Raw genomic sequence first — 20,107 nt, 5'->3', positions numbered from 1 at the left:
ACGTCGTTCCGGTGGCGGGCTCCGGGGCGGCGTGTCCCGTGGCCGCCGCCCCGGCTCCCGTCGGCTATTGCGCCGACCGGCCGAAGAACTCCAGCCCGGCGATGGCCACTTGCTTCTTGTCCGAGGCGCCGTACGCGGTGTGCAGTACCAGCCGTACGGTCATCGCATTCCGCACCGCCACATCGAGTTGCTGTACCCCGCCGTCATTGATCCGGGGGTGCGAGATGTGCTGCTTGCCCGCGGAGTCGGTCACGATCAGGTCGAAGTCGCGCGGGCGGGCCGGATCGGTGGCCTGCGGGGTGCGCGCGGTGGCCCCGGGGGTGATCAGAACGTTCAGCAGGTCGGTGGGCTGACCGAATCCGGCCTCCAGGTACTGGCCCTCCGAGTTGCCGGAAAAGCCCGAACCCCACCAGGTGTTGGAGTACCTGTCGAACGCGAGCTGCGCTTCGTGCTTGGGGCCGGAGTGCGAGGCCTTCCAGGTGGCCGCGGGTACGGGGACGCGCTTGGCGAAGCGGTCCTGGATCGCCTGTGCGGCCGGCGGCCCGCCGATGATGCCCCCGACCACGACGCCCGCGATCACCGCCGCCACCACTGCTCGGGCGATCCACCGGGCGCGGTCCCGGTTCAGCCGCGGCCGCTCCCCGGCGTACGGGCCTTCGGCGGTCTCGGGTGCGGTGTGCTTGAGGAGGCTGGCGCAGCTCCGGCAGAAGTGCCGGCGCGGCGCGTTGAGCGCGCCGCAGCTCGGGCACGGTGCGCCGTCCTCGGGGGCCGCCTGCGGGGCCCGGACCCGGGGCCGGGCCTCATCGGGACGGCCCGGGAGCACGCTGCCGGGGGCCTCGGGAGGCGGGGTGGGGGAGGAGCCCGGTACGGGGACCAGCAGGGCGCGGATGCCGGTCTCGGAGACGCCCCCCGCGCCGGCCGGACGGTGCGCGGGCGGGCCGTCCTGGCTGTCCGGGCCGGACGGGGACCGGCCCGCCGTCCTGTCGTTCGCGGCGGCCGACGGGAGCGGGGCGGTCGGGGCGGCCGGGTCGGCGCCGGCACCCTGCTGCGGAACGGCGGCCGAGTGGGGGCCGTGCCCGGTGGCGGGAGTGTGAGGCGGGGCGGGAGGGGGAGTGGTGGGCGCCGGGTGGTTCGGCGCGTTCGCGGGGGCGGGCGGCGCGGGAGCCGGCGGGGCCGCGGCGGCCGGACGCTCCGGTTCCGCCGTGGGCGACGGCGACGCCGGTCGGTCCCAGCGCAGGAACGCCCCGCAGGAGTCGCAGAAGGACTGGCCTGTCTGGGAGGCGGGGGCGCCGCAGTCGGGGCAGAGGGTGTGGTCCGTGGGCATGGGTCAGGTTCCTTCAGGGGTGAGCAGGTGGGTCACCTCGGCCGCGAAGGGGAGGTGCGCGGGGCGGGCCGCTGCGACGACGGCGTGCAGACGGTGCGGGTCGACGGTGGAGGGGTCACGGAGCCGCAGGGTGACCCGCAGGCCGGGGTGCGCCGAGCCCGGGAAGGGACCGAGCGGACGCCGGGACCAGGTCGCCCCGCCGCTCTCGATGATCTCCGGCCGGACCCCGAAGGCCAGGTGGACGGCTTCCGACAGGCCGAGCCGGGTGCCGCGTACCCGGTGCAGCGAGACGGCCGTTGCCACGGCGCGGCGGCGGGTGGCGAGCGGTTCCGTCCCGTCGAGTTCGGTGCCGACCCACGTGGTCAGCCAGTCGACGAAGTCCTCCGGTGCCAGCGCGGGCGTGAAATAGCTCTCCAGGCAGTCCAGGACGTTGAAGAGGGGAGCGAGCACGACATCGAGGCCCTCGACGAAACGCTGCGCGAAATCGTCGTCGGCGTAGACCGCGGGGAGCTGCCCGCCCAGTGGGTGCGGGGAGGCCATCCCCGCGGGTGTGCCCCTCATCGGGCCTCGATCACGCGGACGCGGTGGTCGAAGGGGAACAGGAGCGCGGAGCGGGCGAGCTCGATGCGGTCGGTGGCGTCGCCGCGCCGGCCGGTGAGCGGATCGGCGGGGTGCAGGAGGACCTCGTCGACGAGTTCCACTCCCGGTACGCGCTGCAGGGCCGCGAAGATCTCACCGGAGCGCAGCGGACGGCCGAAGGGCCAGCCGTCGCCATGGGCTCCGCCGGTCAGCGGGTCGAGGTAGGCGTAGAGCGCGTCCAGGGCCTCGGCGCGGACGCGGTCGGCCTTCGCCGCACGGAAGGAGTGCAGCGTCGCGACGACGGTGACGCCCTGGTAGAAGGGCGGGCCGACCGCGAGGCGGGTGCCCACCGGCCGGCGTTCGTCGAGGAACTGCGTGACCCGGCCGAGGAGTTCCTCACCGGGCACCAGCTGCTCGAAGCGGAGCCGGCCACCGCGGTCGGGGACGGCCTGCGGGACGACCAGGACCCGGACGGCGTTGTCGCCGGTCCGGCCGGCCTCGGCGCCCCCCGGACTCACGGCACCCGACGCGCCCGCGGCGCCCGTCGAGGGCTCGGCGGGATCCACCGCGAGACAGGCGATCCGGGCGGCCTCGGGGGCCGCGCGCCGCGCCAGTTCCTCGTAGTCGCGGGCGGTCACGGCCCGCTCCTGCGCCCGGAGCGTGATCGGCGCGCGGACCTTCGCCTCCTGCACCGTCTCGCCGTCGACCCCGCCGCGCGCCGCCTCACGGTTCTCCACCCGCGCCACGTACGGGATCGAGCTGCGCAGCGCCTGGATCGCGCCGCGCGCCACATTGCCCGACCGCCCGCCGCCGGTGCGGTAGTACGGGGCCCGGATCACCGAGCCCTTGGCCGGCACCGCTCCGAACTGCCTTACCGAGCCGTCGGGTTGGCGTACCGAAGGGCCGAAGGCGATCTCGCCGGTCGCCTCCTCCAGCGTGATGTGCCGGTCGTGCGGGCCGGAGGACGCGAAGTCGGGGACGACCTGCCACTCCTGCCAGCCCTCCCCGTCCGAGACCTGCAGCCGCAGCGGCGGGCGGTCGGCGACAACGGGCGCGTGCGCCAGCCGCACCCGCTGGCCGGGCACGCCCGCGGACTCGCCGAGCGGCTCGTTCTGGACCACGACGGCGTGCGCGACCTTCGTCGTGCCCCCGATGGTGAACGCGGAGGCGGACCGTACGGTCGGCGAGGCGCTGTAGAACGGCTGGCCGGGCGCGGCCTCGACGACCCGGCAGCGCAGCCACGCGGCGTCCGTCCTGCCGACGCGGGAGACGATGTGCCCGGCCGGGATGTGCAGCACGACCTCGCCGGGCCGGTTGAGGCCGCCGGTGGAGTCCTCCGAAACCTCGCACTCCGCCCATCCGTCGGCGGTCCATGCCTCCCAGCGCAGCGGCGGCTGGCGCGGGTCGACGCCGACGCCGTCCACCCGGCTGTCCAGCAGCAACACGGCCGCGCACCGCGGTACCGCCGCCGACAGCCCGAACAGGAGGGTGTCGCCCGGCTGCGGGGCGGCCGCGAAGACGGCGACATCGCTGCCGGCGAAGATGTCCTGGCTGCAGTCCGCGGGCGTGGTCCCGGCCTCCTGCCGCAGTACGGCGGTCAGTTCGCAGGGCACCACGGTCAGATCGTCCTCGGTGGCGAAGACCACCGCCTCCTCGGTCTCGGTCCGGCCGGTGGCCACCTCCGTCCCGGCGGGCAGCACGACCGGCTCGGGCTGCGGAGCGGAGAGCCAGAAGGTGACGTCGGCGCGGGCGGCGGACGGCGGGAAGAGGGTGACGCCCAGCAGGTCGAGGAAGGCCAGGTGGTTCTTCTCCGGCACCCGGTTGAGCCGGTAGACGATCTGGTCGGCCATGTGCGCGACGGCCTCGATGAGGGTCACCCCAGGGTCCGAGACGTTGTGGTCGGTCCACTCGGGGCAGCGCTGCTGGATATAGCGCTTGGCGTCGTCGACGAACTGCTGAAAGCGACGGTCGTCGAGATGGGGTGCGGGCAGGGCCATCAGGCTTCGCTTTCGGTGGACGCGAGGGATGCGGTGGAGCCGGACTCCGTGGACGGGATCACATAGAAGGGGAAGACGAGGCTGCGCGGATTGTTGGTGCCGCGCACGCTGTAGCGCACGTCGATGAAGAGCACGGACGGATCGTCGGGCGCCGGGGTCACCTCGACGTCCTGGACCTCGATACGGGGCTCCCAACGGTCCAGCGAGGACCGCACCTCGTAGCGGATGCGCCCGGCCGTCGCCTCGTTGACCGGAGCGAACACCATGTCGTGGACGGCGCAGCCGAACTCCGGCCGCATCGGGCGCTCGCCGGGCGCGGTGGCGAGCACGAGCCGGATCGACTCCTCGACCTCGCGCTCGCGGCGGGCCAGCGCGATGCCGCCGCCCGCGTCCGTACGCAGCGGAAAGGCCCAGCCCGCACCGACGAACTGTTCACTCATGTCCGGTGCCTCCCTTGTGATGCATGTCCTTCAACTTCCTCACGCGCCTAGAAAGGAATGCCGTTGCGCAGGACGGCCGGTGCGCTCAGGGCGACCGTGGCCGGCGAGCTGATGGCCGCCGCGGCGCCCGCGTTGACCGCTACCGCGCCGACCGCGCTGACGGAGACCGCGCCGACCGAGTTGACGGCGACCGCACCGGCCGACTTGAGGCTGATGGCGCCGGTCGCGTTGATGTCCGCCACGGCGCCCGCCGCGACGCCGAACTTCGCGCCTGCCTTGATGTCGACCGCCCCGCCGGCGCTCATCGTCAGCGAACCTCCCGCGGTGAGCGACAGATTCCCGCCCGCCTTGATGCTCACGTTCCGGGTCCCCGTGATGGAGACGGAGCCGTCGCTGCGGATGGTGACCTGGGTGCGCGTCTCGTCCATGTGGACGGTGAGCTTGCCGTTGCCGGTCTGCAGCCTGATGCCGCTCTTCATACGGGACTTGGCGTCGACGAGCTCGACGGTGTGACCGCTGCGCGAGGCGAGGGAGCGCCAGTTGATACGGCCGCTGGTCGGGTCCACCGGCTGCAGCCCGTCCGTGTTGGGCGTCGGCTTGTCGATGCCGTTGTACAGCCCGGCCAGGACGTACGGATGCTCCAGGGAGCCCCGGTCGAAGGCGACGAGCACCTCGTCGCCCACCTCGGGCAGTATCAGACCGCCGCCGCGTACGCCGCCCAGCTGCGCGATCCGGCACCAGTCGCTCTCGTAGGTGTCCGACAGCCAGGGGAAGCGCAGCCGGACCCGGCCCAGCTTCAGCGGGTCCTTGGCATTGCTGACCAGGGCCATGGCCACGCCCGGCATCGGCGGCGCCGGATCCACGCCGCCGGACGCGAGCCCGTACAGCGACCGGAACTGCCGCCCCGAGACGGTCAGCCAGGTGGTGAACTGCCGCCCCGATTCGAAGACATGGCGGACACCGGTCGCCGTGTACTTCCCCTCGAACGGGAATCCGGCGCCCTTGAGCGCGACGGGCTGCCCCGGCTTCAGCTGAGGATTGCCGGTCACCGCCACCTCCAGCTCCGCGAAGGAGCCCGCCACATCGTCGGCGAGCGCACGCGCGGCATGGGTGACCTGAGCCTGGGTGGTGAACGGCGTGTCCGTGGCGGTCAGTTCGGCCGAACCGAAAGGCTTGCTGAGCGCCGCGGGCGCGATGTCCGCGACGATGTCCTTGCTCGCCGTGGCCGGGGACTGCGCGGACAGCGCACGCTTGGCCCGCATGTCCCAGCCGCGCGCGCCCGCCTTGTCGACCTGCCCGGCGGCGGTGACGGCGATGCGGCTGTGCAGCGCGTTGTGGCCGAACTCCAGGACGTACGGGCTCTGCGCGGCCGGTGTGGTGTCGGCCGGGGCCGACGCGGCCGGGGTGAGCTTGCCGAACTGGAGCTTGCCCTTCGGATCGAAGGAGAGATGGGCGTCGTTCTCCTGGGCGAGGCGGAGCAGAAAGTCCCAGTCGGTGATATTGGGCTGGGTGGCCAGCTCGTAGACGGTGCTGGTCGCCTCCACCTTGCCGAGGGAGAGGTTGTTGAGGCCGGCCAGCCGGCGCACGATGTCGCTGGCGGTCATGTTGGGGTAGCCCGCGACGCGGCGATTGCGCAGCAGCCGGTGCCCCGGGTCGTACCCCCGCACGACCAGTGACTTGCCGCTCGCGTCCGCGTCCACCTCGAGGGCGGTGACCTCGCCGGTCACCATCGGCGTGCCGCGCTGCCCGTCCGTGAACGGCGACAGCACCGCCTTCGCGCCGACCTTCAGCTGCGGGAAGGTCTTGAGGATGTCCGATCCCGTGTCACTGAAGGTGAGCTGAAAAGCGGACGGCACATTGACGCTCGCGTCCACCCAGCATGCGGTGAGCAGGGCGGCGAGCTTGTCGGGCAGAGGTGCGCCGCCGATCTCGGCGTGCACGACGCTGGTGTACGTCTTCTCACTCATCGGATCTTCTCGCTGATCATCGGGCGGCCTCGTGGGATGTGGAGCTACCGGTGGGACCGTGTGCGGGACTGCTGGGGGGCGGGTCTTCGGGGTGGCCTTCGTCGGCGGCGGGCAGCAGCAGCTCCGTGCCCGGCCGGAGCCGCATCGGATCGTCGATGTCGTTGGCCTCCGCGATCAGCCGCCAACGGGTGGCGTCCCCGTACTCCCGCCAGGCCAGCGAGGCGAGCGAGTCACCCGCGACCGTGCGGTGGATACGCCGTGCGGAGAGCGCGCCGGAGGTGGGGTTCTGCCCCTTGGTGGGCATGGCCACTTCGGTGAGGGACAGCGTGCAGGTGGCGCGGATCGGCTCGCCGGTGGGGTTGAAGAGCGTGTAGGTGGCGCTGACGCTCGTCACGTACGCCACGAACTGGACCGTGTTGAACGACCCCCAGGAGAACCGCACCCAAGGAGGCGACGGACGCTTGGAATTGACGCTCTGCGCCGTCACCTCACAACAGGACAGCAGCAGTTCGACCTGCTTCTGCACCTTCCCGGAATTCGGCGTGCCGGAGGCGTCCAGGAACACCTCCAGCTGGAGCGTGGCGGGCCGGGTGCCGGTGAACTTGGGCGGCGCACCCCGCATGTAGGCGACAGCGGCCTGGGTGTGCCACTCCGCCTCCCGCCCGAGCTGCAGCTGGGTCGGATTGAACTGGAACTCCACCTCACCGATGCGGCCGCCGATGGAGCCACCGAGGTCGGTGGGGGGCTGGTGGATCGCGAGGGCGGCCCGTACGAGGCTCGCCCCTGCTTTACCGCCGGTCGGTGCGGCCACCTCAGGCACCTCCCGCGTCGGTGAATCCGTGGTGCGCGATCTCCAGCGTCTCGGTCGCCACGGCAGGGTTGGACGGGTCCAGGCTCGGCCCCTGCCAGCGCACCGGCAGCACCTCCACCAGCCCCCACTGCGCGACGATCGAGCCGTCGGCGCGCAGGGCGGCGATCTGGGCGGTGGGCCTGGTGATGCCGGTGGCGAGGGACGAGATCCAGGCGGCCACACGGGAGGTGTCGGCGGTGAGGGGACGGGTGAGACGGATCGTGGAGAACGTCACACGGGTGGGCAACTGCCAGACGAAGCCGTTGTTGCCGCCCTCCTGCCGCTCCTCCACCTGCACCTCGGAGGCCAGGCCGTCGCAGCCGTTGAACAGGCCGAGGTCCTGGCCGTCGATGGTGAGCTTGAAGAAGACGGTGGAGCCGGGGTCCTGGACCTGGGGCATGGTGGGTGGTCTTTCGGGTGAGGTGGTGGTGGGCGGAGCCGGGTGGGGGACGGGGCGGGTCAGCGGCCGTTGTCGCGCAGTCGGCCGATGCGCTCACGGTCGCCACGCAACTCGGCACGGAGCAGCCGGGAGAGCGGGGCCACCAGGCGGCGGGCGAGGGCGTCGAGAGCGGCGGGGTCGGTGGTGGGATCGGCGGCAGCGGCGGGGGTGGTGGGTGCGGGAGGGGTGGCCGGGGGAGTCGCGGTCGTCCTTGAGGTGGCTCCTGCGGGCGATGGTGAGGTGGGGGCGGTCGTGGCGGAACTGGCTGCGCGCTGGATCGGACGGGGGGTTGCCGCGGGAGCGGGCTTGGGGGGTGTGGCCGCGAGCGGTTGCCTGGGCGGGGCGACCGACGGCCGGGCGACCGACGGCCGGGCGGCCGGGGCGAGGGGCTGGGGGGCCGCCGGACCTGCGGCCGGAGCCGGGGCGCCGGGGGCCGTGGGCGCATGCCGCACCATGGGCGCGTTGGGGGCGGCCGGTGCGGTCCGGACCGTGGGAGCCGGTGCGGTCCGGCCGGTATGCGCCGGTGCGGTCCGGACCGTACGGGACGGCGTGTGCAAGGGGCTCGGCGTCCGTCCCGGAGCCGAGGCCGGCTTCTGCAGCGCGACGGCCGGCACGGCCTCCGCTCGTCGGGGCACCGGTCCGGCGGTGCCGGCCGAACTGGCCGGGCCGGCACCGCCTGCCGCGCTCGCCACCGGGCGGAGGGGGACGGCGGGTGCCGGGCCGTCGGCCTGCACGCTTGAGCGCTGCACCGCGGTGGGGCCGGCGGGCTCGGGGCCCCGCTGCCCGGTGGGCTCTGCGCCCCGCTGCCCGGTGGGCCGTTGCCGGTCTCCTGGGGCCAGCGCACGCGCCGACGCGAGCGGCGCACGGCGGGCGGCGGGGGGAGCGGAGAGGGGAGGGAACGGGGTGCTGGACGTCCGCACGGGGGTCGTCGGCGTGGGGGATCCCTGCGGGTGGGCGTGCGGAGTACGGGATTTCGGCGTGCGGGGTTCGGGCGTGCGGGGTTCGGACGTGCGGGATTTCGGTGCACGGGAATCCGGCGTGTGGGGCTTCGGTGTGTGGGATTCCGGCGTGCGGAGGGCCGATGTGTGGCTCTCCGAGGTACGGCTTGCCGAGGCAGGGCTTTCCGATGTACGGCTTCCCGATGCAGGGCTTTCCGATGCAGGACCTTCCGACGTACGTGGCATCGTCGACGGCCTTGTGGGGATGGGGCGTTCGGTGGGCGTGGCGGATCGCTGCACCGGGGCCGGGGCCGGGGCCGGGGCGGGGGCGGGAGTTGAGGCCGACGCCGGTGCCGGGGTCGCCGGAGCCGTCGCTGCGGGTGCATGCGTCGGGGCAGCGCCCTGGCGACGGATCTCGGTGGACTCGGTGGGCGCGCCGATCAGTGGCTTCCGCTGGACCGTGGGGGGCGAGGGCTTTCCGGGGCCCGGCGTACGGACCTTGTCAGACGGCGGACGGACCGGCCGTGCGGCGGTCGCAACGTCCTCGACCGGCTGTGTGCTGTCCCCGCTAGGGAGCAGCGGAGCGCCGAGTCCCAGACGCGGAGCACCTGTCGCCGAGGTCCGCCGGATGGGCCGGTTGGTAGCTCGTCCAGCTGCTCGCTGAACCGTCCGGCGCGCTCGGTCGCCGTCACTCGTGGCGGGGGCCGCGGCCGGGCTCGCCGTCGGGCTTGCGGCGGGGGCCGGTGCTGAGCGCGTGGCCGCGTGATCGCCGTTGTCGGCGTCCGACCGCGGGGGCGTGCTCTTGGCCGCGGACCTGGGCGCGACAGGCCGTGCTTCCGGGGCAGGGCCTGCGTTCGTTGCCGTGTGGGGAGTCGGCGGGGTCGAGTCACCACTCCGCCCCGGGCCGGCCGCCCGCCGCTGTACGACCTGGTGGGGGATGTCAGGTCGGACAGCGGCGGGGGCCGCTGCCGCACCCTCGCTCGCCGGTTCGGCGGCAGGAGTGCGGGGCGAGGGAGGAGAGACAGAGGAGGTGGAAGATTCAGGAGAGGTAGGAGAGTCAAGAGAGGTAGAGGACGCGGAGGACGCGGAGGGGACAGGAGGCGCCACTTCCGGATCCGTCGCGGCCTTCGGCGGCGCTGGTGCTGTGCTGCGTTGCAAAGGCGTGTCGGCGGGAGCGGGGGAGGGGGCGGTGTCGCTGCTCCCCGCGCGCGACGTGGTGGCGGTCCGCAGCCGACGCGGCGGCATCGCGACCTTGCCGGCCGAGGTGAGCGGGGACCGTGTACCGACGGCCTTCCGCACGGGCCTGGCTACGGGCAGCGCTGAGGGGCGCAGGGCAGACCGTCCCTCACGCGACGTGGAGCGGGCGGCCTCACCTCTGCCACTCGGCGCGGCGGTAGCACCGGACGCGACCTCGCCATCGGGCATGACCGTGCCGCCCCCACGCGGATCGCCGACACTCCCGGAGGCCGGCTCGGCCACCGCCGACCCGGGCTGTCCACCGCGCCGGGCGCTCGACGACATGCCGGACGACATGCCGGACGGCAGGACGGGCGGACCGGTATGCGGAGTGACCGGCGGAGTGACAGGCGGCGTGGCGGCTGAAGCGACGGACGGCCTGGCGGACGGCCTGGCGGACGGCGTGACGGATGACGTGACGGACGGCCGGACGGAAGACGTCACGGAAGGCCCGGCCGCCGTTGCTCCCGAAGGCGTGCTCGGCGACACGGTCGACGCCGCGCTCCGCGTGTCCTTCCGCGGGGTCGCGGGGGACCTCTCGCCCCCCGGAGCGGATTGACGAGGAGCGCGTGCGGCAGCCGTCGCGTCAGGTGCCGGACTCAGTGACGCCGCACTCGGCGACGCCGCCCGTTGTACCGCGGCCGCACCTCGGGTGCCCGTACGCGCCGTACCCCGGGGCTCCGCCTGCGCTGCCCCAGCTCCGGGCCCGCGTCGAGGCGCGGAACGAGGCCCGGCGCCCTGCCGCGCACCCGCACCGCGCCCCGGGCGCGCACCACTCACCGCACCCGTGCCCGGTCCCGTACTCGCCTGCCGCGCGGCAGCGGACCCGGAGGCCGCCCCCGGGCTCCCGGCCGCCGGCTCATCCGGCCGCCCCACGACGGGCAGCCGCAGGACCGGAAGCCCGAGGTCGGCGGGGCGGCCGGCGACGGGCACCAGCGCATCGCGCACCACACCACCGGGTGCCGTGGCACGGACGTCATGCCCCAGCTCCCCTCCGAAGGAGGGGTTGCGGTGCGCGCTCAGCGACGCGGCGAAGCCGGCCTCCGCGACGGTGCGCGGCGCCCCCAGGACCCGCTGGATGGGGGGCGCGGCGGACCAGCCGCCTCCGCCGCCACCCTCCGCGTTCCCGGCAGAGGAATCCGCAGCCGCCCCGACCTCAGGGTCATGCGCACGCTGCGTTCCCTCGGCACTCCGCGACCCCCGTCGCCACCTGAACAACCCCATCCTCAGTCACTGCTCCCGTTCAGCCCGCTCCACCAAGGTGGCGATCTGTGACACGTACGCGCGCCGGTCGGCGTGTTCGAGGTCGAGGATGTCGTCGATGCCCCAGTGGAAGTGGTAGGCGAGATAGGCGACTTCCTCCTCGATACGCCCGGTCGCGTACGTCACGATTCCCCCAGGCGGCTCCCGGCCAGTTCCACTTCGAAGGGCTCCTCGCAGTGCGGGCAGGACACCGCCGCGCGCGTGTGCCCCTCCGCATTGATCTGCCGGTAGAAGTCCTGCAGAAAGGCCAGATCGGAGGCGAACATGTTCTCCACCGTCCCGTCGTGCACGGTTGCGAGCGTCCCGAGCCGGGTGATGACCCGGCCCAGCAGCACGACCGACAGATACGCCGGGTTCTCGCGCACGCGCACATCCCGCAGCGGGATCAGTTCGTCCCGTGCCGTCGCGAGCCGCATGGCACCGTTTCGGTGTACGGTCCCGGACTCGTCCACGAATCCGCGCGGCAACTCGAACTCGAATTCCGTACGCAGTGGCTCGCGTTGCTGCTGCGCCCCCGCCGGGCCTTCGCGTCGCATTACTCGATGACCAGCTCTTCGAAGACGATGGTGACCTGCTCGGTCAACGCGGCGGCGTCGCCCGCCTTGACCCCGCTGGTCTCGACCTTGCTGCACCAGGCATTGCGCATGTTGTAACGCTTCACCGGGTTGTTCTGGTAGTCCATCATCATGATCGTGGCGTTCTTCCGGGCCGAACCCATATCGCCCGCGATGGACTTGTTGATCCACTCGGTGAACGCACCGCTCTGCGTCATACCGCGGGTGACCGTGCATTCGCCGGCCTTCTTCGTACCGGGCATCTTCTTCACGACGGGCTTTCCGTCCGCCGAGACCTGCTGGTACTCGATGACGTCCTGCTCCATGGTCAGACCGCTGACCTCCTGGAGATATTCGACCATCACGCCGTCGATCTGCAGGCCGAAGTTGTGTGAGGTGAGGGCATCACCGGGCTGAAGGGACAAGGTGGTTCACTCCTGTTGGGGAAAGAGAAAGGTGACGGAGAAAGGAAAGGAGGGATACGGGCCGGAGGCGATGAGATGTGCTGCGACTGCCTACTCCTCCAACTCCCCGCCGCCGCCCGAGAACTGGGCCAGCCGGAAGACCACGAATTCGGCGGGCTTGACCGGCGCGATACCGATCTCGCACACGACCCGTCCCACGTCGACGGACTCGACGGGGTTGGTCTCCGCGTCACATTTCACATAGAACGCGTCCTCGGGCCGCTGCCCGAACAACGCGCCGGAGCGCCACTCGTTCACCAGGAACGCCGAGATGTTGCGGCGGATCCGGGCCCACAGCGCCTGGTCGTTCGGCTCGAACACCACCCACTGGGTGCCGATGAGAATCGACTCCTCCAGGTAGTTGAAGTAACGCCGGACGTTCAGGTAGCGCCAGGCCGGATCGGACGCCAGGGTCCGCGCGCCCCACACCCGGATTCCGCGTCCGGGGAAGGCCCGGATGCAGTTGACGCCGATCGGGTTGAGCAGGTCCTGCTCACCGCGGGTGATCTGGAGCTCCAGGTCGACGGCACCGCGGACGATCTCGTTGGCCGGAGCCTTGTGGACGCCGCGCTCGGAGTCGTTACGGGCCCACACGCCGGCCATGTGCCCGGACGGCGGGATGGTGCGGGTCTGGCCGGTGGCCGGGTCGAAGGCCTTGATCCACGGGTAGTAGAGCGCGGCGTAGCGGGAGTCGTAGCCCGCGATCTCCTGGCGCCACTTACGGATGTCGCGCGCGTTGAGCGCCGGCGGCGGGTCCAGGACCGCCATCCGGTCGCCCATCAGCTCGCAGTGCGCGATCAGGCCCAGCTGGACGGCCTTGACCTGCTCCAGGTCGATCAGGCCCTGCTGGTAGGCGGCCATCAGGTCGGGAACGGCGACCATGTTGACCTCGTCGAGGGCCTCCAGGCCGCCGAAGCCGGTGCGGTCGGCGGAGTCGCCGATGAACTGGCCGGAGGCGATCTGCTCGACCGCGCCGTTCCCGGCGGGGGCCGCGGGCGCCAGGGTGGGCGGGGCCAGCGTGATGCTCTGCGCGTCCGGCTTGGTCAGCTGCGCGGCCGGGGCGGCCTCTTCGATGGCGATCGCCTTGGAGCGCTGCTTCACCTGTGCGACGACATAGTTGCGCGAGCTCTTCTTCGCGCTGACGTCGAAACTCTCGACGACCCGGTCGCCGTCCTTGACGACCAGCTTGAACCGGTCGGCATTGCCCTCGCCCTCGACGTCCTGCACCTCGACGGTGAGCGCCCCGCCGTTGGTGGAACCGGCCGCGATCGCCGCGACCTTGAACGTCCCGAGCGCGGTCGGCTCCCCGGCCGTCAGCGCCCGGGGCGCCTCAGGGGCCGCGGCGGCCTGGGACTCGGCATCGCCGGAGCCGCCCACCCGCACGACGTACGCGGCCGTGCCCCCGTTGTTGAAGAACCCGTACACGGAGTGCGCGAGGTAGTAGCCGTCGGTGAATTCCCCGAAAGCGGCCACGTACTGGGACCAGTTCGTCACCAGCGTCGGCTCATTGAGCGGACCGGTGGGAGCGAGCCCGACAAAGGCCGCCACCGACGTTCCGACCCCTTCAATGGGCCGCGATCCACTGGCGACTTCCTCGACGTAGACGCCGGGGGACAGATAGGTGGGCATGTTCCGTTACTCCCTGGATATGCGAACTGGTCTGCTCGGTTGTTTCTCGTGCGCCGCGGTGGCGATGACCGCCGTAATAGCCGCCGTACGCACCGAATCGACGGTGATGAGGCTCAGGGCATTTCGTACTCGAAGGTGGCGGCGAAGGAGCTCATCGAGGTGGCTGCGATCCTTTCGCACCCCTTGTAGAACTCCTCCTCGTCGTTCGGGTCGAAGCCGTTGGCGGAGACCAGCTGAGCGAGTGACCGGTACTCATTGACCGCCCGCTTCTTGAAGTCCGCGTCTTCCTGGTCCACATCCGTGTCACGGTGGAATTGCGAGTCCTTGGAGCCGCCGGTGGCGGCGTTCCCCTTGGCCTTGGCGAAGACGGCACAGCCGCCGAGTGCCTCGTGCAGCGTGCCGGCCGCGCCGGTGACGACCTGGTTGAAGGCGGCGATCGCCACGGTCGGGTTGGCCGCGGCACGGCGGAACTCGGCGCCCTGGATGATGGCGACCACCTTCGCGCAGTACTTACGGCCGTTCTCGCTCACTCCGTCGAAGTCGTATCCCGGCTCGGTCAGGGCCCGGATGAAGTGCTTGGCGAGTTCCGCATCGGACAGGCCGGTGCTGTTCCGGGTGCGTTCGAAGAGTGCGTCGTACTCGCCTTCCTGGGGCCCGCCCAGGACGAAGTTTCCGGTGTGGCCGATGGAGTAGGTCTCTCCGGTCGGCTTGTGCCTGAACGGTTTCACCATCTCCTGGCGGTTGCGGAACCCCTCGAGGTGCTGTTCCGTCCCGCGCAGGGAAAGCCGCCGGCGGACCGTGGCGAGGCGATCGATCTGCTCGCTTTCCGGGAGGTCCACTTCCATGTGATCCGGATGGAACGAACCGGTCTTGACGGCGGTGGGAACCACCGGAGGAAGGCCGGCCGCCGCCGTCCGGTGAATCCGCCTTTCGGCGGCATCCAAGAGGTCTTTGTACGACGAGAACCGATCGAAGTCCTGCTCATCGCTCGCCATCTTGATGATTTCGGCCCGGACCTCTTGCTTGAACTCGGCGGTCCACCGGGCATGGTGGGCCTTGCCCTTGGCGAAGAGGGAGTCGAGGGGGAGGACGTCTTCAGCGGCCGTGATGGTCTTGTTCGCCATTTTGAACGTGCGCTGCACGGGACGCTGCCCGGTGCCAGCGCCGTGGTCCGGGGCGTACGCGGTGCCGGCCGTCCGTTGCCCATCCGTCCGTTGCGCATCTGCCCGTTGCACGTCCGCGGACAGCACCCGGCTCGCATGCGCCTCCGCCTCCCGCTCGAACCGGTCGGACGGATCGCTCACCCGCGTCCCGTCGCCGCGGTCCGTGCCCGCGACCGGGCCGTTGCGCTGCTGGATGACGTGGGTCAGTTCGTGCGCGAGCACATGGCGGCCCGCCGCGGAGGACGTGTCGTAGCGGCCGCGCTGGAAGACGATGTGCGAACCGGAGGTGTACGCATGGGCATCGACGGACTCGGCCGACTCATGGGCGGACGCGTCGGTGTGCACCCGTACATCGGAGAAATCCGCGCCGAGGCGGGTCTCCATGTCGGTGCGGACCGGCTCGTCGAGCGGGCGGCCGGGTGTGCGCAGGACGTCTTGGACGGGCGAGCGCTGCACGGTGGGGGATGCGGCGTGTCCGCAGCCCGCGCTGTGCCGGTGCCGCTCCTGGCCGGCGAGGACGGCGGAGAACGCCGCGTTGCCCACGGCCCGTTGCAGGGCGGCGGCCGCCTCGGGGGTGAGGCGCTCCGCCTCGCCGGCCGCTGCCCGGTGGGCGGCGTCGGACGCGGGGGAGGACGCCGTACGGCCGGCGTGCGCCGCCCCCAAGCGGTCGCTGCCCGAGCCGGGCTGCCGGTCCTGTACCCGCACGTCGTCCCTCCCCCGTCACCACTGTTGCCGTTTCTGCTCCCTACGCTCTCAACCCTGGCCGACGGGCGGGCCGGGCTGTAGAGACGAACGGGCGCCGTCGGGGGCAGCGCGCGCTGCCCGTTCGGTCACGCCGGGGGCGCCGACCGCTCCGCGTAGGCCTGGTTCTGGGCGCGGATGACCGTGTCGAAGGACCGGTCGGTCCCGGCCCGGCCGTACAGCCCGAAGTAACCGAGGGACTTGCCGTGCTGAACCGCGCTGCCGCGGTCGGCGGCCGTCTCGTACGTGAGGCTGTCGGAACCGTCGCGCAGGATGACGGCGGCGAAGTGGTTCGCCCAGCCGTCCGCGGCCGCTCCGGTCAGGTCGACGAAGTGGTTCTCACCGACGGCGGGTGCGTCACGCCGCACGCTGAGGCCGCCGTCCGGCGGAGTGCCGATGAGCTGGGCGGCCGCAGCCTTGCAGTCATTGGGGAGGGCGATGAGCAGCTCGTGCACCTGGGCCTCCTGGTTCTCGACGGCGGGGAGTCCGGCGAGGAAGTCGGAGGTCAGACGCGGCATGATGACGGCGAGGTCGGTCAGGCCCTCCCGGCCGGCCCGTTCGGGGTAGGGGAAGTGTGTGGCGACCCAGCCCCCGCCCATCGTGGTCATCGCCAGCGTCATCGCTTCGGACCGCAGACCGTCGACGGTGGAGCTCCGCGGTTCGGCCCGCGCCTGGAGCGCCGCCACGATGCGCCGGGTGAGCGCGACGAGCTGCCGGACTTGCGGTGGGTCGGTCAGGGACCGCAGGTATGCGGCACGCTTGTCGTCGCGCTGCGCCGCGGTGTCCCCGCGTACGGGCTCATGACCGGCCCCTTCCGGGCCGCGGCCGGCGGCGCGTACGGCGGCCGCGGCCCTGGCCGCGTCCTTGTACACGGGCAGCACCCGGTACAGGGTGCGCTCACCGGCCCGCACCGCCGCCCCGCGCTCCAGGGTGATCGGCACATGGTCCTGCGCGTCGAGGCGGTGCGCGGCGTCGGCGATCAGGTCCGCGTCGGCGTACGCCTCGTAGCGGCCCCGGATGGCGATGCCGCCCTGCGCGGAGACCTTGTCGAAGCCGTGGGTGGCCTCCTCCTCCGCGTACCGCTGCAGATGCTCCGAGGCCTTCGCGCTCTCCGCCGCGGGGGCCAGCGCGCGGGCGACCGCGGCATTGCCCGCGGTCCGTTGGAGGGTACGTAGCGCCTGCGACCGGTGGGTGGACAGGGCTGAGGCGGGCGTGCGGGGGCGTTCGGGACCGCGGATCGCGGTCCGCGGCGCCGATTCCCCTCCCGTGGCCCGCCGTTCGTGTGCGTGCACGGTGGCTCCGTTCTGGCGGCCGGTGGTTCGTTGGTCCGTGGTCCGCCGTGAGCGGTCCCACCGCCGATTTTCAGCCGCAGCGGAAAACACCTCCAGAGGCGGAAGGGGGGCCGAACGGGCAGGACCGTTGCCCTGTCGAACACCGGAAAGTGTCGGCGAGGACCGGCGAAGCGCCCGTGCGCACCGGCGGGACGCCCTGGGGGGCGGAGAAATCGGGGGGTTCAGCCGTTGGTTCAGTATCGGACTTTCTAAGGGAATCGGAGTCCGTGCGCTGAGTTACGTTCGATACAGCGTGTGCATCAACGCAGGTCCGAGGGGCGGCGTTGCAGGTCGACGGCGGCAGAGGAGCGAGCAGACAGTGCGCGGCGATCCGGACGTTCCGGACGAGCCTGAGGGCACGGAGGCGGCGAGCAGCCCGCACCAGGGGGACGGGTTGCGGTTCCAGCTGCTCGGCCCGGTGCGGGCCTGGAGGGGGGACCGTCCGCTGGACCTCGGCCCGCCGCAGCAGCGCGCCATGCTGGCGGTGCTGCTGTTGCATGCGGGCCGGCCCGTCTCCGTACCGCAGCTGGTGGACGCGCTGTGGGGCGACCGGCCGCCGCCGCGAGCGGTGGGCACCCTGCGGACCTACGCCTCCCGGCTGCGCGGTCTGCTGGAGCCGGAACGCAAGCCGCGGCAGCGCGCCCGCCTGCTGGTTTCCTTCGGCGGCGGCTATGCGCTACGGGTGCCCGCCGAGGCACTGGACGCGGCCGGCTTCGAGGCGCGGCTGGTCAGGGCGCGCCGGTTGCGGGAGGCGGGCGACACGGCGGGCGCGTACGAGCAGCTGCGGGGTGCGCTCGCGCTTCCGGAGGGCGTCGCGCTGGCCGCGCTGCCCGGTCCCTACGCACAGCGGCAGCGCGACCGGCTCACCGAACTGTGCGTCACCGCTCGGGAGGAACTCTTCGACTGCCTGGTGGAGAGGGGCGGGCACACCGGCTCGGTCTCCGACTCGATCGCCGCACTGCGCACCTTCGCCGCCGAACATCCGCTGCGCGAACGGGCGCAGGCCCTGCTGATGCGCGCCCTGCACCACGCGGGACGCCAGGCAGAGGCCCTTGCCGTGTACGCGGCCACCCGCCGTATCCTCGCCGCCGAACTCGGCGCCGAGCCCGGCAGGGAACTCCGTGCCTTGTACACGGAGCTGCGTGCGCAGCCGGGCGGCGGCGGGCGGCCCGATCCCGGTCCGAGGCCCGGCTCCGCTGCCGGCCCCGCCGGCGATCGGGCCCGCCCCGCCCGGGTCCGTGCGGGTGAGGGCCCCGACCGCCGGCCCCGCCCTGCCGGGGACGCCTCGCGCCTCGTCACACCGCCGCCCGTACCGGCTCAGCTGCCGCCCGGCATCGCCGATTTCACCGGGCGCGCGGAGATCGTCGCGTACCTGGTCACGGCGTTGCGTGGGGCGGCCGGCGGACGGGCACCGGTGGTGGCCACGCTCAACGGGCTCGGCGGGGTCGGCAAGACGGCGCTGGCCGTCCATGTCGCGCATGCCGTGCGGGCGGGTTTCCCCGACGGGCAGTTGTATGTGGACCTGCGGGGCACCGGATCGGAACCGGCCGACAGCAGCGCCGTGCTGACGCACTTCCTGCGCGCCCTGGGCGTCGCGGAGGGCGCCGTACCGGAGGGCGTGGAGCAGAAGGCCGCCCTGTACCGCTCGCTGGTCGCCGACCGCGGGGTCCTCGTACTGCTCGACAACGCCCGCGACGGTGCCCAGGTGCGACCGCTGCTGCCCGGGGCGCCCGGATGCGCGGTGCTGGTCACCACCCGTGGGCGGACGCTCGCGCTGCCCGGTGCCCACCGCATCGATGTGGAGGCGATGGACGAGGCGGAGGCGCTGGGGCTGCTCGGTGCGATGCTGGGGGCGGAGCGGACGGCCGCCGAGCCGGGTGCCGCGCGCGAACTGGTCGCCGCCTGTGGCGGGTTGCCGCTCGCCGTGCGCATCGCCGCCGCCCGCCTGGCATCCCGGCCGGGCCGGTCCATGGCCGACCTCGTCGCCCGGCTGAGCGGTGAACGGCGGCTGGACGAGCTGCGGGCGGGCGACCTGGGAGTGGAGGCGGTCTTCCGGGCCGACTACGAGGCGCTCGGGCCCGGCCTCGCGCGCGCCTTCCGGGCCTTCGCCCTGTGCGGTGTGCCGGCCTTCTGCCGGGGCGCCGCGGCCGCGGTGCTGGACACCACCGAGGACGAGGCGGAGACGGCGGTCGAGGCGCTGGTCGATGCCGGACTCGTGGAGCTGTACGGCGACGACGACTACCGGTACCACGAGCTGGTCGGCCTCTTCGCCCGGCGGCTGGGCGAGCGGCTCGACAGCCCGGGGGAGCGAGCGGCAGCGCAGCATCGTTTCTTCGGCTATCTGCTGGCCACCGTCCAGAACGCGGTGCGGCTGATCCGGCCGCACGGCATCCCGTCCGACCAGCCGCACGGCCCGGACTCCCCGGGCCGGACGCACGCGGATGCCGACGGTGCGCGCGAGTGGCTGCACCTCGCGCACCCGCGGCTGTACGCGGCGGTGGAACGGGCCCTGGACACGGCCCCCGGACTGCTGGGGTCCGCCGTGGATCTCCTCACCGCGTGGTCGCATGCGCTCAGCGGCGGCGCGCGCCACCGCGAGCTCGAACCCCTTGTTCACCGCGCCGTGGAAAGCGCCCGGCTGCACGGCGACGACGAGGCCATGGAGCGGGTCCTGCACCTCTTGTGGGGACGGCGGGGCGCGCCGAAGCGCCGAACGAAGCCCGGCTGCCACCGGACACGGCGCAGGCGCCGTTCCCGGATCCGCCCCGGGAACCCCTCCTGCTTCGGATTCCGTATCCGGGCAGGGACCCCCGCCGGGACCGGCTCCGGGATCCGTCCCGGCATCCGCTGCGGGTACCCGCGGGGCAGGAACCGGTCCAGGGGCCCACCCCAGGGGCAGCCGGAAGAGCACCAGCCGGTGCCCATGAGGTGGCACCTCCGTACCACCGGAGATGACGGAAGCGGCTTTAGCCTGCGGGGATGACAATGGGGACCGCCCCGCGGTGGCGACGGAGAGGACGCTGCGCGGAGCAGCTGCCGGGCGGCTGCGACCAGCGGCCCGCGCCGCCGAGCCGGCTGCCCACGGAAGCGCCCGGAGCCGTAAGGAGCCGTAAGGAGCCATAAGGACATCCGGCTCTGCCCCCGGCTCTGCCCTTACGCACGCTGACCCGGGACCGGTACCGCCGGTTGACT

At 72.8% G+C, this 20,107-nt stretch carries 16 protein-coding genes; 2 read left to right on the top strand and 14 right to left on the bottom strand.

Going from position 1 to position 20,107, the window contains the following annotated elements:
- Nucleotides 1–64: 64 nt before the first annotated feature.
- Genes AC5677_RS02480 through AC5677_RS02445 form a run of 8 tightly spaced genes read right to left on the bottom strand, consistent with a single transcriptional unit; the run spans nucleotide 65 to nucleotide 8,231 of the window.
- Nucleotides 65–1,324 carry an NADase-type glycan-binding domain-containing protein gene (locus AC5677_RS02480; RefSeq protein ID WP_497193327.1) on the bottom strand — a complete coding sequence of 420 codons (1,260 nt, stop codon included), beginning with the start codon at nucleotides 1,322–1,324 and terminating at the stop codon, nucleotides 65–67.
- A 3-nt stretch (nucleotides 1,325–1,327) separates the two neighbouring features.
- Entirely contained in the window at nucleotides 1,328–1,885 is a 558-nt protein-coding gene (locus AC5677_RS02475; protein ID WP_497193326.1) for a phage tail protein, read from the bottom strand.
- Complete coding sequence (locus AC5677_RS02470; protein ID WP_497193325.1) at nucleotides 1,882–3,900, bottom strand: putative baseplate assembly protein; 2,019 nt, start codon at nucleotides 3,898–3,900, stop codon at nucleotides 1,882–1,884. Before AC5677_RS02470 ends, AC5677_RS02475 begins: the two co-directional genes overlap by 4 nt.
- Nucleotides 3,900–4,340: a GPW/gp25 family protein gene (locus AC5677_RS02465; RefSeq protein WP_497193324.1), complete on the bottom strand. Its 441-nt coding sequence runs from the start codon at nucleotides 4,338–4,340 to the stop codon at nucleotides 3,900–3,902. The genes AC5677_RS02470 and AC5677_RS02465 overlap by 1 nt, the downstream gene beginning before the upstream one ends.
- Before the next feature lie 47 nt (nucleotides 4,341–4,387).
- Nucleotides 4,388–6,307: a VgrG-related protein gene (locus tag AC5677_RS02460; protein ID WP_497193323.1), complete on the bottom strand. Its 1,920-nt coding sequence runs from the start codon at nucleotides 6,305–6,307 to the stop codon at nucleotides 4,388–4,390.
- 16 nt (nucleotides 6,308–6,323) lie between these two features.
- Complete coding sequence (locus AC5677_RS02455; protein ID WP_497193322.1) at nucleotides 6,324–7,127, bottom strand: CIS tube protein; 804 nt, start codon at nucleotides 7,125–7,127, stop codon at nucleotides 6,324–6,326.
- A complete protein-coding gene (locus AC5677_RS02450) occupies nucleotides 7,120–7,557 on the bottom strand; it encodes a phage tail protein (RefSeq protein ID WP_497193321.1) in 438 nt (145 codons plus the stop codon). Before AC5677_RS02450 ends, AC5677_RS02455 begins: the two co-directional genes overlap by 8 nt.
- A gap of 59 nt (nucleotides 7,558–7,616) precedes the next feature.
- Nucleotides 7,617–8,231 carry a hypothetical protein gene (locus tag AC5677_RS02445; protein ID WP_497193320.1) on the bottom strand — a complete coding sequence of 205 codons (615 nt, stop codon included), beginning with the start codon at nucleotides 8,229–8,231 and terminating at the stop codon, nucleotides 7,617–7,619.
- Between the two features lie 1,894 nt (nucleotides 8,232–10,125).
- Between AC5677_RS02445 and AC5677_RS02440 the strand changes: the two genes are divergently transcribed.
- A complete protein-coding gene (locus AC5677_RS02440; RefSeq protein ID WP_497193319.1) occupies nucleotides 10,126–10,329 on the top strand; it encodes a hypothetical protein in 204 nt (67 codons plus the stop codon).
- A gap of 671 nt (nucleotides 10,330–11,000) precedes the next feature.
- Here the strand turns inward: AC5677_RS02440 and AC5677_RS02435 are convergent.
- From AC5677_RS02435 to AC5677_RS02410, 6 genes are all read right to left on the bottom strand, one after another.
- On the bottom strand, nucleotides 11,001–11,159 hold the full coding sequence (locus AC5677_RS02435) for a DUF6760 family protein (protein ID WP_208686034.1): 159 nt from the start codon (nucleotides 11,157–11,159) through the stop codon (nucleotides 11,001–11,003).
- Nucleotides 11,156–11,569 (bottom strand): hypothetical protein, encoded by a 414-nt coding sequence (locus AC5677_RS02430; protein WP_159748103.1) that lies wholly within the window; start codon nucleotides 11,567–11,569, stop codon nucleotides 11,156–11,158. The genes AC5677_RS02435 and AC5677_RS02430 overlap by 4 nt, the downstream gene beginning before the upstream one ends.
- On the bottom strand, nucleotides 11,569–12,012 hold the full coding sequence (locus AC5677_RS02425) for a phage tail protein (RefSeq protein ID WP_361317510.1): 444 nt from the start codon (nucleotides 12,010–12,012) through the stop codon (nucleotides 11,569–11,571). The genes AC5677_RS02430 and AC5677_RS02425 overlap by 1 nt, the downstream gene beginning before the upstream one ends.
- A gap of 90 nt (nucleotides 12,013–12,102) precedes the next feature.
- Nucleotides 12,103–13,680, bottom strand: a complete 1,578-nt coding sequence (locus tag AC5677_RS02420; protein ID WP_497193318.1) for a phage tail sheath subtilisin-like domain-containing protein — start codon at nucleotides 13,678–13,680, stop codon at nucleotides 12,103–12,105.
- Nucleotides 13,681–13,793: 113 nt separating this feature from the next.
- The gene (locus AC5677_RS02415; RefSeq protein ID WP_497193317.1) at nucleotides 13,794–15,548 is read right to left on the bottom strand and encodes an eCIS core domain-containing protein; all 1,755 of its coding nucleotides are present in this window, start codon (nucleotides 15,546–15,548) and stop codon (nucleotides 13,794–13,796) included.
- 125 nt (nucleotides 15,549–15,673) lie between these two features.
- Entirely contained in the window at nucleotides 15,674–16,876 is a 1,203-nt protein-coding gene (locus AC5677_RS02410) for a hypothetical protein (protein ID WP_497193316.1), read from the bottom strand.
- A gap of 358 nt (nucleotides 16,877–17,234) precedes the next feature.
- Here AC5677_RS02410 and AC5677_RS02405 point away from each other — a divergent pair, with 358 nt between their 5' ends.
- Complete coding sequence (locus tag AC5677_RS02405) at nucleotides 17,235–19,898, top strand: AfsR/SARP family transcriptional regulator (RefSeq protein WP_497193315.1); 2,664 nt, start codon at nucleotides 17,235–17,237, stop codon at nucleotides 19,896–19,898.
- The last annotated feature ends 209 nt before the right edge of the window (nucleotides 19,899–20,107 follow it).

It is taken from the genome of Streptomyces sp. JLSY215, assembly GCF_059682825.1.
Note: the sequence above shows the minus strand (reverse complement) of the source record. Positions and strands in the feature narration are given on the sequence as shown.

Excerpts from the sequence above, each read along its gene's own strand:
- AC5677_RS02480 (WP_497193327.1), bottom strand. The coding sequence starts at position 1,324 with ATGCCCACGGACCACACCCTCTGCCCCGACTGCGGCGCCCCCGCCTCC.
- AC5677_RS02460 (WP_497193323.1), bottom strand. The coding sequence starts at position 6,307 with ATGAGTGAGAAGACGTACACCAGCGTCGTGCACGCCGAGATCGGCGGC.
- AC5677_RS02470 (WP_497193325.1), bottom strand. The coding sequence starts at position 3,900 with ATGGCCCTGCCCGCACCCCATCTCGACGACCGTCGCTTTCAGCAGTTC.
- AC5677_RS02450 (WP_497193321.1), bottom strand. The coding sequence starts at position 7,557 with ATGCCCCAGGTCCAGGACCCCGGCTCCACCGTCTTCTTCAAGCTCACC.
- AC5677_RS02420 (WP_497193318.1), bottom strand. The coding sequence starts at position 13,680 with ATGCCCACCTATCTGTCCCCCGGCGTCTACGTCGAGGAAGTCGCCAGT.
- AC5677_RS02430 (WP_159748103.1), bottom strand. The coding sequence starts at position 11,569 with ATGCGACGCGAAGGCCCGGCGGGGGCGCAGCAGCAACGCGAGCCACTG.
- AC5677_RS02465 (WP_497193324.1), bottom strand. The coding sequence starts at position 4,340 with ATGAGTGAACAGTTCGTCGGTGCGGGCTGGGCCTTTCCGCTGCGTACG.
- AC5677_RS02475 (WP_497193326.1), bottom strand. The coding sequence starts at position 1,885 with ATGAGGGGCACACCCGCGGGGATGGCCTCCCCGCACCCACTGGGCGGG.